This window comes from Klebsiella sp. HMSC09D12 (assembly GCF_001808475.1).
Classification (GTDB): domain Bacteria; phylum Pseudomonadota; class Gammaproteobacteria; order Enterobacterales; family Enterobacteriaceae; genus Klebsiella; species Klebsiella oxytoca.
Window position 1 is genome coordinate 196,114 of sequence record NZ_KV793511.1, and the last position, 12,657, is coordinate 208,770.

The window sequence follows — 12,657 nt, forward strand, 5'->3', positions numbered from 1 at the left end:
ACCCTCGTTCACTAAAAACCACTCGAAGCCATATCATTTTGATGGTAAAAATGCTGGTAATGCTGGTTCGATTTCCCTTTTACCAACAAACGAGGGGATATTTTCATGTCACTGACTGATATCAAAGCAAAAAATGCAAAACCCCTTGAGAAGGAATACAAGCTGACTGATGGCTTTGGTATGTTCCTTCGCGTTACCCCGAAGGGTTCCAAATACTGGCAAATGGCTTACCGCTTCGAAGGGAAACAAAAACTCTTCTCTATTGGTGTTTACCCTGCAGTTTCTCTTTCTGACGCAAGACAACGCCGTGACGAGGCCAGAAGGCTTCTGGCTCAGGGTATTGACCCTAATGCAAAGAAACAGGCAGAGGTTAAAGAGCTTAAAGCCAAACGTGATAATACACGCTCCTTCAGAACAGTAGCCAAAGCGTGGTTCTCCACGAAAACAAAATGGTCTGATGATTATGGTGATGCCGTATGGAAGCGCCTTGAAACTTATGTCTTCCCGGTAATCGGTGACAAAGATGTTGCCGAACTGGATACGGGTGATCTGCTGGTTCCGGTGAAAAAAGTTGAGGCTCTTGGTTATCTTGAAGTTGCCATGCGCATTCAACAATACATTACCGCGATCCTACGTCATGCCGTCCAGCAAAAGCTGATACGCCATAACCCAGCCTATGATATGGAAGGTGCAGTTCAGAAACCACAAACTGAACACCGCCCTGCACTTGAGCTGGAAGAAATACCCCAGCTACTGAACAAAATTGCCGAATACAAAGGCCGCAGGTTAACCATACTGGCAATACAGCTCAATCTGATGATTTTCATTCGTTCCAGTGAGCTTCGTTTCGCTCGCTGGTCTGAAATTGATTTCAAAAGTAAGTTATGGGTGATACCCGAACAGCGTGAAGCAATTGAAAACGTCAAACATTCGACTCGTGGTGCCAAAATGAAGCGTAAGCACTTCGTTCCCCTTTGTAAGCAAGCTATGAGGATACTAAAAGAGATCCGACAACTTACTTATGAAGAAGGCCATGATGATGGATTAATCTTCACTGGCTGTTATGACTCGTTTAAACCCATGAGTGAAAACACCATCAACAAAGCCCTGCGTAATATGGGATATAACACGAAGCAGGACATCTGTGGACACGGTTTCCGCACTCTGGCCTGTAGTGCCTTAATTGAGTCCGGCCTATGGTCAGAAGACGCTGTAGAGCTTCAAATGAGCCATAAGGAAAGCAACAGCGTCCGTGCTGCTTATACCCACAAGGCAAAACATCTTGAGCAGCGTCGCCTGATGCTCCAATGGTGGGCTGACTACCTTGATGCAAGCAGAAACGGTATGGTAAGGCCGTTTGAGTTTGCTACAAATAAATAAAGGGAAAGGCCGTTCGCGGCCTTTCAACTTCATACTTAATTACAGTCTATGCTGAATATGATACTGAATCTTTTTCTATCGCTAAACCAGCGATTTTTTCCAGCATTATTTCCCAGAGTGCGTATTTTCTTTTGTGCTCAATAAACAGAGATTTTAAATACTCTTCTGTTGAAGGGATTTTTTCAGTCCATGCAATATCTTTACTGTAATCAATGCTTTTTTTCATATCAGATGCCGCATAGGTGTAGTATTTACTCTGAGAACGACTGATACTGTCCTCTGCCAGCACTCTACGGAGCAGAGTTGCAGAACATGCATAACCATGCCTGTAAAGCTCACTCGATAAGGTACGAACAAAAGAACCGCGTAATAAAGACATCATCTCTGCGATTTCATTTTCACTCGCATTCATGACTTCAGAATCAAGTTTTCCATAACTATCTGTCCCGGACAAGAAAAGAATAACAAACGGAAAGCCTTTTTTCTTTGCTATGCCAGAGAACAAATCCAGTGAGTCATTATTTTTCTCTACCCGATTATAGATATTATAAAAAATAACATCACACCTGTTCTTAAATCCGTCTATACAAATTGTTTTTGCCTGCTGAATCTCGCCTTCTTCAATCAACGCCAGAGCCAACACCTCAGTCCATTTATCACGAAGCCCTGCCTGATCAACTGATTTATCTTCTTTGATTTTATTGAGAACCTGAATGGCTTCCTCAGTGCACAGTTCATCAACCAGCAACTCAGCAAACTTAATGATGTATTCTGGCTGGTTCAGTTTTCTTTTCTCAAAGCATTGCCTGATGAAATCAACATCCCTGATATACAGACTTAACTCAACAGCATAATTAACATCACCTGTCTTAAGAAGACTTTCCCTTAAAGCACGAATAACATTGTATCCAAGCTCTTTTTTATACTTATCAAAAATATCAAAGTTAAAATATACATCACCTTTAAGCACGGAAAGTATTTTATCCGCTATAACATCAATGCTTTTGTCTTTTTGTAGGGACAGGGATTTTAACCATATTTCGACAGCACCATTATAATAGTCCATCCATGATCCATCTGATGTATCTGCAATTTCGCTGACTTTATCAAATGAGAGCAGTAAATCATGGCAAAACGCCTCGGTTTTTTCAGGCAGCGTTGATACCGTCTTTTCAAGTGGAAATATGACATTCCTGTATAGCCCCTCAAAAAAAATCGCTGCTTCATAATAATCATAAAAGCGTTTTGTTTTAATTACCCTTTTGTATTCAGCCTCAGCCTTTTTCAGTGATTCTTCTGGAGTTAACAGATATTTATTAATAAGAAAGGATTTTGCCTGACCATTATCCTCTGCAATATCACAAATTATTTGCATGAGTTGATCAGCAGGTATTTCTTTGAGTAAAGCAAGTTGTTTCTTGTTCAGTTTAGCCATCATCACATCCTGATAATGTTTGGTAGACGCAGAAAAGCTAATTGTACTAACACGAGGACAGAACATTCAATAAAAGCATTAACATAATGATTTAAAAAGAAATCTGTAGCACGCTGTTCATTGATGAAATGCACTATTTACCGTAAAATATCCCCCATCACACAGTAACCTGATACAGATACGTGGAATGGTCAATGAACAAACTTTCGCCTGAAATGCCCGAACTGCAATCAATGAATATCACTGCTGATAACATCACCAAGCTTAAATCATTGTTTCCTGAAGCTTTTAATGAAGACAGTGTTGATTTTGAGGTTTTAAAGCAGCTTTTGGGTGAGAATGTAGACGACAAAGAAGAACGCTATGGCCTGAACTGGCATGGTAAGCGTCAGGCTCGCCAGCTTGCTCTCACCCCTTCCCGTGGCACCTTACGTCCATGTAAAGGTGAAAGTGTTGATTGGGATAACACCAAAAACCTAATGATTGAAGGTGATAACCTTGAAGTATTGAAGCTTCTTCAAAAAAGTTATGCCGGGAAAGTTAAGCTTATTTATATCGATCCGCCTTACAATACCGGTAAAGATTTTGTTTATCCTGATAACTTCCAAGATAACATGAAAAATTATCTTGAAATGACAGGACAAACAGAAGATGGGGTACGAATCACCACAAACGCAGAAACCAGTGGGCGTTATCACACAGACTGGTTGAATATGATTTATCCACGTTTAAAACTTGCTAAAAATTTATTAAGTGAAGATGGCATTATTTTTGTTTCAATAGATGATATTGAAGCATCGAAACTTAAAATTATAATGGACGAAATATTTGGCGAGGAAAATTTCTTAGCACAATTTGTATGGCGTACAGATGGCAATTTTGATAACCAAGCTAAAATAAAAAACTGCCATGAGTATATATTACTATATGCAAAAAAAGAAGTTAATTTTTCATACCCTCCTGTAGTTGATCCTAACATACCAAAAGGGAGCAAATTATTTAAATCAGAGATTAGAAATACCATTGTAAAGAATGGGCCTAAAAACCCACCAAGTAAGATAACGCTACCTAGTGGATTCCCCTGCGATATTATAAGTGGAAGGCTTAACTGCGCTAAGAATACGTGGCCAGTTTACCATTCAGAAGCAGAAATTAGTGATAACAAATTAACAAAGCCATTAGTTATCGAAAGTGGATGGAGTTCGAAAGAACTACTTTTGGATTTTATAAAAAATAATTGTAATCCGATCAATGATAGTAAAGGACAAGAAACCAGTTTTGTACTAAGTCAAACTGGAACTATTGAAGTTGTGAAAAAACGCTCCGATTCACAAAGCCATGTAGTTTCCGTTCTAAATGGATTTGGTGGTACTCAAAAGGCAACAGCGCAACTTGATGAGATAGGAGCTTGCTTTGCCGGTTATCCGAAACCTCTTGATTTAATAAGTTACATTATTCAGATGATAGCTAAGGGTGACGATATTATTCTTGACTTTTTTGCAGGCTCAGGTCCAACTGGTCATGCAGTCATGTTACAAAATGCGAAAGATCGCTGCCACCGTAAATATATTTTAGTACAAATTCCAGAAGCACTGTCAGCCGAAAAGGAAACTCAAAAAACCGCAGTAGAATATTGTAGAAAAAATAATTTAAAACATAATGTTGCCGAACTAACAAAAGAACGCCTCCGCCGCGCGGGTAAAAAGGTTCGTGAAGACAATCCAGAATGGAATGGTGATGTCGGTTTTCGTGTGTTTAAACTCGATACATCTAACATTCGTCCGTGGGAAGCCTCTGCCGAAACACTTTCACAACAGCTTGATGCTTATGTAAGCCCAATCCTTGAAGGTCGTAGTGAAGAAGACTTGCTGACTGAACTGATGCTTAAGCGTGGTATTGATCTGAGTGTAAACGTTGAAACCCGTCAGTTTGATGAATTAACTGTTTCTTGTGTTGATGGTGGCAAATTGTTTACCTGCTTTACCAGTCAAATCCCTGCATCTTCAGTCGAAGAACTGACCAAGGGGATCCTTGACTGGCATAAGAGTCTGAAAGCTGGCAAAGATACTGTCTGCTATTTCCTTGATGACGCATTTGAAAATAATATTGCTAAAACTAATCTTTGCGCCATTCTGGAACAACACGGCCTGACTAACCTGCATAGCCTTTAAGGGATTGAGATGAAACTACATTTTGAATCTGACCTTAAATATCAACACAACGCTATAACATCAGTCTGCGATCTGTTTGAAGGGCAGGAAAAATGGGAGAGCGAAATGACTGTGCTGGCCCCAGCTCAGGGTGCACTCTCATTTGAAGGCGCAACAGGTTCAATGCCTGTTAACCCACAAATACCCGAAGATGATGTTCTCCTGAAAAACCTAAACAATGTTCAGTTGAAAAATCAGCTTCCTCCCTCGCCCATTCTCGATAGCCATGATTTTACTGTCGAGATGGAAACAGGGACTGGTAAGACGTATGTTTATCTTCGCACCATGCTTGAGTTGAATAAACGTTATGGCATGAGCAAATTTATCATCGTAGTTCCTTCCGTTGCCATCAAGGAAGGCGTTTATAAAACACTACAGATCACGGAAGAGCATTTCAAAAGCCTGTATGCGGGTATTCCATACGAATACTACCTATATGATTCTGCAAAACCTGCTGATGTGCGAAATTTTGCGACCAGTTCTGTTATGCAGATCATGGTAATGACGGTGGGTGCGATCAACAAAAAAGACGTTAACAAGCTATATCAGTCCAGTGAAAAAACAACTGTGGACGATCTGGATAAGCCCATTGATTTAATCCGTGCTACACGTCCAATTATTATTGTCGATGAACCGCAAAGTGTTGATGGTGGCTTGAACGGTGCGGGTAAAACCGCACTTGATGCTATGCACCCCATGTTCACCTTACGCTATTCAGCAACACATATTCATAAACACCATATGGTGTACCGCCTTGATGCCATTGATGCTTACAACCAAAAACTGGTCAAACAGATCGAGGTTGCCGGGCTTGAAGTCCAGAATGCAAGTAATAGCCCCTATGTAAAACTGGTCAGTATTAACAATAAGAAGAATAGCATTAGCGCGACTGTTATTGTTGATATAGCCGATAAAAAAGGGGGCGTAAATCGTTCTGAAATTACCGTGCATGACGGTATGACACTTGATGACGAAACGGGGCGTGATATTTATCAGGGATACAGGATAAGTGAGATCCGCACGGGCAAAGAATGCTATCTGACACTGGAAACGCCTTCTAATACATATTATATGAAAGTAGGTGATGTCGTAGGTGATATTGACCCAATGCTTATCCAGCGGCATATGATTAGACGTACAATCCGTGAACATCTGGATAAAGAGCTTCGCCTTAATCCTCAGCAAATCAAGGTTCTTACCCTATTTTTCATTGATAAGGTTGATTTCTATCGCCAGAATAACGAAGAAGGGCTTCGTGAACCGGGTGAATATGCTCGTATATTTGAAGAAGAATATCTCAAAGCGATCAAAAGCCCAGCATATAAAGATTTGCTCCCTTCTCATCCAGAACATGCTAAAGATATTCATGATGGTTATTTCTCTATTGATAAAAAAGGCGGATGGGCTGAAACAACCGAAAGCAATAATGCAGGCCGCGAAAATGCGGAACGCGGTTATAACCTCATCATGAAAAATAAAGAGAAGCTTTTGAGTTTCTCGAATCCGGTGAGGTTTATTTTTTCACACTCTGCTTTGAAAGAAGGCTGGGATAACCCCAATGTATTCCAGATCTGTACCCTTCGAGAGATGGGAAGTGAACGAGAACGTCGTCAAACATTAGGCCGTGGTCTTCGCCTGTGCGTTAACCAAGAGGGGGAACGTGTTCGTGATGACAGCATTAACATTCTGACTGTCGTTGCCAGTGAAAATTATGAAGCCTATGCCGAACGACTACAGAGCGAAATTGAGAACGAAACAGGCATCCGTTTTGGTATCATCGAAAAAGATGCGTTTGCCCATCTGATCTTCTCTGATTCCTCACAAGCTGTGGGTATTGCCGGTTCACATGAGATTTGGGCTGAACTACAGACCGAAGGATATCTGGAAAAATCGGGGAAAATCACAAAAGCCCTGAAAAACGTGTTATTCGAAGACACTTTTGTTGTTAGTGAGAAGTATGCGTCACTACAGGAACAAATTGAAACTATCCTGCGTAAATCAGCAGGGCGACTCAATATAAACAATGCTGATGAGCGTAAAACAATCAAATACCGGAAAGAAGTCTTAAACAGCCCTGAATTCGAAGCGTTATGGCAGCGCATTTGTCAAAAAACGCTGTACCGACTGGCATTTGATGAAGAAGAATTGATTAAATCCTGTACGAAATCACTTTCTGAAATGCAGCCTGTAGCAAAAGCAATGGTCAGTTTCAGCAAAGCAACAATCAAACAAAGTCAGTCAGGTCTTGATGTTAAAGTGCAGTCTAATGGTACAACAAGTTCTGTTATTGATGTTGAAGAACAGCCACTGCCAGATGTTCTTGGTGTTCTACAGGAAAAAACAGGCCTGACAAGACGCAGTTTATGCACCATCCTTAAAGAGAGTGAAAAACTTGCTGATTTTGCTAAAAACCCACAGCAGTTTATCAGTGACGCTATAGGCCGAATCAACTACTGCAAACGCCTGTCAATTGTGGACGGTATTAAATATTATCCACTAAAAGGAGAGGTGTATGCGCAAAGCCTCTTTATGGATAAGGAGCTAACAGGATATGCCCGCAATCTTTTCGAAACCTCGTCTAAGTCAGTTTACGAATATGTTCCTAAAGATTCTGAAGTCGAAAGTCGTTTCGCTCAGGAACTCGAAGAACAGGATGAAGTTAAGCTTTATGTGAAGCTGCCCGGTTGGTTTAAAATTCCGACTCCACTGGGAACCTACAATCCTGACTGGGCCTTAGTTATTGAAGACAATGGTGAAGAACATATTTACTTTGTTGTAGAAACAAAAAGTAAACACATTGGTCTTGGTAATGAAGAAGATGCGAAAATTACTTGTGGTAATGCTCACTTTATCTCACTCAAAGATCAGATGAGTAATCCTGCGAGATATATGCGTGCTACAAATATAAATGAAGTTTTAAGTGGCAAATAAAAGAGAAAAGGGCCAAAAGGCCCTTTCTTTTACCGTTAAGGGAACTACACATTGGGTAGAGTACATATCCCATATATGAAGCATATCAGACAATTCATGAAGTAAATATTCGAAAGTATATTTTACTGGATGTAATATTAAACATTGATCATCAAATATCTTATTCATATAAATAAAAATATCATCATAGTTACTCACCCTAAATAAATTTAATCCTCCACAACAGCCTGTCTGGAGGATCAAATCAAGTTCCTGACGCCTTGTAATACCATACAAAAGGATAGTTATATTTTTGAATGTCATGACAAGGTATATAACGACCTTACATCTATGTGAGAAAAATTAAAAAATCTGACAACCAACTTAATGACAAGTTAATTACAGATACTTATAAGAGCAGTTATTAACATGTCAAATCATTATTGTGTTTTTAATGCAAAGCATCTTACATTATCAATTGTACAGTATTCTTCATCTTCCGTACATGCATCAGAACCTGATGCAACCCATCCAAGAGCGGTATAACCATTGTTATCAAGGTATTTTTGACAGATATCCCCATAGTTCTTTGTTTCACCAGAAATCATAAATACCATACGTTTTAGAGATGTGGTATTAGTCCATACACCATTCACACATGAAAGTAGCTGCCCTGCTGATGTTCTGCCCTGTAATCCATTAGGTGAACATCCTCCCCCGACGCTGGCCTGACCATTTATATAAGCATATTCACCAACATTAAGTCGGCCATCAGCATCAATATTTCCATTTGAATGAATGTAATTAGAGTTCAGATTGCCTGATGCCCAGACATATTGAGTGTTGACCTGATGTCCTACGTTAATATCATTTGATGCATAAATATTACCACTACTATTCATATAAGCATTTACAGTTCCTCCCGAACCTGTTCCTACTGTTCCAGCAGCATAGACATCATTGGTTCTAAGACCACCACTCCAGCCTGAAGGCAAATCATTAGGATCAAGATCATTAGTCGCAAGGCGTTGCTGTATTTTTGCGTTTTTCCACACTTGTAATACTGTTGTATAATTCGCAGCGTTAGGAGAATAAATACTTAATGGCCTTACCCCATTACTTAATCTTATTTCATAATCATTACCAGCAGAATCGCCCCCTAAAGTGATAGTATCTCCATAACCATTATGTGCGATAACTTCTTTAGCTGCATTAATATTTCCTCCAGAGGTGATATTGCCACCAAAACTACCGGTACCAGACGCAGTAATATTTTTTGCATTGTTAATATTGTTACCTCCCATATTTAAATCACCTGTCATGGGGAGAGTTCCATCACGGCGTAAATATATGGAATATAATGCACTATTAAAACCAGTTCTGAATCCAAGTAAACCACTACCCGTAATATTACTGAAATTAGAAGAAGACTCCTGCCATTGCCCCTGCATCCCGGAAATAACTGTTGTACTCTGAGTCATACCACTATCCACTCCAGCAGTTTGCATTGCTTTTCCAAGCAGATCGTAGCGTGTTTTTCCACCCTCTTTCCATGCCGTAGTAGCTACAACCAAACCATTAATCACATAGTTTGGTGCAGTTCCTCCTCGCTTAAGCAAAATTTTATAAGGTGATTTATAGATATTAATGCCGGAATAAGAAACAGGCAAAAGCCCTTCATTTATTAGTGTCTGGTAGGTTATTTCACACTCCGACGCATTACACGTTCTTGGCCCCGGATCATTACTCTGACTACTACTCGATGTTAACGTAGAAAGTTTATCGTAGCGTAAGTTAATGTATCCATTAACAGCTTCACCAATTTGCCTGATCTGTTCTCCGGCTGTTTTTGCCGTAAAGTCCTCTTGCGATGCCTTCATATCCTGAAACTTCAACAAGGCCATTGCACTACCAATACCTAATGCCAATATAAGTTCCAACAGAGAAAACCCTCTTTTTACATTAATCATATTCATTTTTCACCTTAATTTATTGCTCTTAAATATTACAATTATCAAAATGATTAAATAAATCAAGATATCAAAGAGCAAAAACATGGAACAAATTTAATAATAGATAGACGGATTACCAGAGAATGCGTTGTCTTTTTATTGTATACAAAAACAGAAAAACTAAAGATGGCACTAACCATCTTTAATTATATGAAAGACTATAGAGGTAAATCATAACCATATTGCAAGGTGGAACACTATGGCTATGATGCTACTTTTATAAAGAAGTAAATATCAATGTATTACTATTCCCACCACTTTGGCACTGCGTCGCGGTTTTAGCAACATCTAATACTTCACCTGCGGCTTTGACATTACCTGCAGTTCCTACACCTGCTGTATAGAAATTCCCTGCGGCTGCAGTGATAATCTTGGTACATTCTGCTGCTGGCACATTTGAATAGGTTATTGTAAATGAGGAGCCTGTTGCTGCGGAAGGCCCTGTATTTGCCGATGCCACGACAACGTTTCCTTTGAATGCATTAATAGGTGTTGCTGAAGAACCAGAACCACTTAACATGTTATCTGGGAATATTTTCGCCTGAACAGCAACAGTATTTGTCAATCCGGTAAAACTGGATGCTGAAGTATAAAGCGCTTTAACACCAGCTTGGATTGTTGCTATGTTATTGCTTTCAGCCTGTGCACGTTGAGACGCTTGCACTTTAGGATATACGATAAATGCTGCTACCACTAACGCTGCGATAATACCAAGAACAAGTAATAGTTCTAAAAGTGAGAAACCTTTTTTACTTTTTATGTTTTTAATTAATACTGTTTTTTTCATTTCCTTTATATCTCCTTTGTTAATTGGAAAGATATAAAACAAATAGTAAATATAAAAGAAAAGGCAATGATGAAAACGATATTATATGTAACATTACTGATGAACGGATTACTTTTGAGAAAATAAAAAGACCGGGAAAGAACCCGGCCTTTTTATCGGGGGGATCCCCCCATGACTTTATTAAACACCACCACAGCTTACAAGATTTGAATATGGAGTTATTCATCCGTAGTGATAAAAACAAGATATAATTAACATGCGGCAATGTCAAATTTAATTAAATAGAAGTTAAACTTTACAGAAAATTCTTTATTTATGCAGTGAATTCTATATTCCATTAAGTTTTTCGGCCTTTCATACTAGCCAGAAATAACATTCCGCTTGTTTTAAATCTTTCTTTATCATCTGGATGTAGGTGGGGTATCTCTAGTAGCATACCTAAAACAAGATCCTTATCCACCGTAAAAACATCACAATCAAGAGCCTTGGCAACTTCAGCCCCTAAAATTATTTTCTGACGTGTTTCTATCTGTTTAGCTTCTTTCTTAGACTTATATTGCAAACGATTTAAACGCATCTGAGCAGATGCTAATTGCTGCTCCAGTGTCTTTTTTATTCGTGGTTTCTTTCTGGTTTGCTCTTTATCTGAAATATCACTCATTTTCTATCCTCTTATAGTTCCATGATACATATATATTTCTTATATATATGTTAGTCAATGAGGATATTTGAAAAATTGGATTATTATTTCTTTTTATACGATGGGAGCTTTTCTTTTAACATATTAAAGCAGTTGATAACATTCTCATGCTCTACTGAAAAATGATCTATACTCCTTTTCAGAAGATCATTGGCAACATCAAAGATAAATTGACTTCTTTCACTATGATTATAGACAGTAAATACATCAGCTATCCAATGATAGCAGCAAAGCGTCAACAAAATACAATAGTCTTGATATTCTTTAATACCTGATAAAAAAGTATATCCGTTATAATCTACTTGCCTTGTTCTTCTATAATATTGTCTAAGCGTGGGTTTCATTATTATTAAATTGTTTTTAACTATATCATAGTGAATGTCATCCTGAACGTAGTCGTTTTTAAGAAAGAAGTTATTGCTATGAACATATAATGCATAGGCAATTGTTTCAGTACAGATTCCATATTCCTCGCATAAAGCCTTTGAGACAACAGGATTGTTTTCTATATATCTTATAAACTCACTTTCTTTCAAGTTTTTTGTTTTCAATTTTTTCATGTATTACCTCTTATAATAAATTATAATATCATCATTAATGAATGCTTTAACGACGAAATGGCACTGGTTTTCTCCATTCAAACTCTGCCTCAAACCTTTCTTTATTTCTTTCATTTTTGATCTGACAAGATATACGATTGTTGAGGATCTTTTTTCGAGCAATTTTTAAAACTTCTTTCATTTCACATTTTACAAGCTTTCTACCTTTAATTTTCATTTCTTCATATATGGCATTATTGATAAAATCTCTTTCTTTAGCTGATAGTATCTTTAATCTTCCTTGCTCATCCGCATTATTTGAAATGGTATTAATTGTTTCATCTTCTTTTTCTTCCTTATCAACTCTACTCTTCTTTTGTTTTTTTGATTTTTGCTCTTTTCTAATCGAGCGGACTTGATCACGAGCAATAAATTTGACAGTTTGTTTTTCTTTTTTATTTAGTGCTTTACCTTTTAACTTAGCGGCTTCTTCCAGAAAATCATCTATTATCTTTTTTTCATTCTCAGTAAGATTTTGTATCCATCCCATTCTTAGTTTTTTTGTTTTACTTTCCATATCATTACCTTTTTATTTATATTTTTTAATTAATACAATTAAAAAACAAAAAACTCAAATTAATCCATGCACCATATTTAATTTATAAGCCTACTTATCTTTCGTTA

The 12,657-nt window shown here is 38.1% G+C and carries 9 protein-coding genes; 3 read left to right on the forward strand and 6 right to left on the reverse strand.

The window, feature by feature from the left end:
• Nucleotides 1–105: 105 nt before the first annotated feature.
• Nucleotides 106–1,380 carry a tyrosine-type recombinase/integrase gene (locus HMPREF3178_RS27920; RefSeq protein ID WP_001554195.1) on the forward strand — a complete coding sequence of 425 codons (1,275 nt, stop codon included), beginning with the start codon at nucleotides 106–108 and terminating at the stop codon, nucleotides 1,378–1,380.
• A gap of 46 nt (nucleotides 1,381–1,426) precedes the next feature.
• Here HMPREF3178_RS27920 and HMPREF3178_RS27925 read toward each other — a convergent pair whose 3' ends face one another.
• Nucleotides 1,427–2,815 carry a SpnT protein gene (locus tag HMPREF3178_RS27925; protein WP_070585631.1) on the reverse strand — a complete coding sequence of 463 codons (1,389 nt, stop codon included), beginning with the start codon at nucleotides 2,813–2,815 and terminating at the stop codon, nucleotides 1,427–1,429.
• Between the two features lie 194 nt (nucleotides 2,816–3,009).
• On the opposite strand from HMPREF3178_RS27925, the gene HMPREF3178_RS27930 reads away from it, so the two are divergent.
• Together HMPREF3178_RS27930 and HMPREF3178_RS27935 are read left to right on the forward strand one after the other, a co-directional pair.
• The gene (locus tag HMPREF3178_RS27930) at nucleotides 3,010–4,986 is read left to right on the forward strand and encodes a site-specific DNA-methyltransferase (protein WP_070585633.1); all 1,977 of its coding nucleotides are present in this window, start codon (nucleotides 3,010–3,012) and stop codon (nucleotides 4,984–4,986) included.
• Nucleotides 4,987–4,995: 9 nt separating this feature from the next.
• A complete protein-coding gene (locus tag HMPREF3178_RS27935) occupies nucleotides 4,996–7,956 on the forward strand; it encodes a type III restriction-modification system endonuclease (protein WP_070585635.1) in 2,961 nt (986 codons plus the stop codon).
• A 419-nt stretch (nucleotides 7,957–8,375) separates the two neighbouring features.
• On the opposite strand, the gene HMPREF3178_RS30585 is transcribed toward HMPREF3178_RS27935, so the two are convergent.
• The 5 genes from HMPREF3178_RS30585 to HMPREF3178_RS30595 all read right to left on the reverse strand — a co-directional run bounded on the left by HMPREF3178_RS30585 (nucleotide 8,376) and on the right by HMPREF3178_RS30595 (nucleotide 12,550).
• Entirely contained in the window at nucleotides 8,376–9,911 is a 1,536-nt protein-coding gene (locus tag HMPREF3178_RS30585; RefSeq protein WP_077270138.1) for a prepilin-type N-terminal cleavage/methylation domain-containing protein, read from the reverse strand.
• A gap of 253 nt (nucleotides 9,912–10,164) precedes the next feature.
• On the reverse strand, nucleotides 10,165–10,734 hold the full coding sequence (locus HMPREF3178_RS30590; RefSeq protein ID WP_077270139.1) for a type 4 pilus major pilin: 570 nt from the start codon (nucleotides 10,732–10,734) through the stop codon (nucleotides 10,165–10,167).
• Between the two features lie 337 nt (nucleotides 10,735–11,071).
• The gene (locus HMPREF3178_RS27940; protein ID WP_070585637.1) at nucleotides 11,072–11,395 is read right to left on the reverse strand and encodes a conjugal transfer protein TraD; all 324 of its coding nucleotides are present in this window, start codon (nucleotides 11,393–11,395) and stop codon (nucleotides 11,072–11,074) included.
• An 83-nt stretch (nucleotides 11,396–11,478) separates the two neighbouring features.
• Nucleotides 11,479–11,994: a hypothetical protein gene (locus HMPREF3178_RS27945; protein WP_070585639.1), complete on the reverse strand. Its 516-nt coding sequence runs from the start codon at nucleotides 11,992–11,994 to the stop codon at nucleotides 11,479–11,481.
• 46 nt (nucleotides 11,995–12,040) lie between these two features.
• The gene (locus tag HMPREF3178_RS30595) at nucleotides 12,041–12,550 is read right to left on the reverse strand and encodes a hypothetical protein (RefSeq protein ID WP_077270140.1); all 510 of its coding nucleotides are present in this window, start codon (nucleotides 12,548–12,550) and stop codon (nucleotides 12,041–12,043) included.
• Between the last annotated feature and the right edge of the window lie 107 nt (nucleotides 12,551–12,657).

Excerpts from the sequence above, each read along its gene's own strand:
- HMPREF3178_RS27920 (WP_001554195.1), top strand. The coding sequence starts at position 106 with ATGTCACTGACTGATATCAAAGCAAAAAATGCAAAACCCCTTGAGAAG.
- HMPREF3178_RS27925 (WP_070585631.1), bottom strand. The coding sequence starts at position 2,815 with ATGGCTAAACTGAACAAGAAACAACTTGCTTTACTCAAAGAAATACCT.
- HMPREF3178_RS27930 (WP_070585633.1), top strand. The coding sequence starts at position 3,010 with ATGAACAAACTTTCGCCTGAAATGCCCGAACTGCAATCAATGAATATC.
- HMPREF3178_RS27935 (WP_070585635.1), top strand. The coding sequence starts at position 4,996 with ATGAAACTACATTTTGAATCTGACCTTAAATATCAACACAACGCTATA.
- HMPREF3178_RS30585 (WP_077270138.1), bottom strand. The coding sequence starts at position 9,911 with ATGAATATGATTAATGTAAAAAGAGGGTTTTCTCTGTTGGAACTTATA.
- HMPREF3178_RS30590 (WP_077270139.1), bottom strand. The coding sequence starts at position 10,734 with ATGAAAAAAACAGTATTAATTAAAAACATAAAAAGTAAAAAAGGTTTC.
- HMPREF3178_RS27940 (WP_070585637.1), bottom strand. The coding sequence starts at position 11,395 with ATGAGTGATATTTCAGATAAAGAGCAAACCAGAAAGAAACCACGAATA.
- HMPREF3178_RS27945 (WP_070585639.1), bottom strand. The coding sequence starts at position 11,994 with ATGAAAAAATTGAAAACAAAAAACTTGAAAGAAAGTGAGTTTATAAGA.
- HMPREF3178_RS30595 (WP_077270140.1), bottom strand. The coding sequence starts at position 12,550 with ATGGAAAGTAAAACAAAAAAACTAAGAATGGGATGGATACAAAATCTT.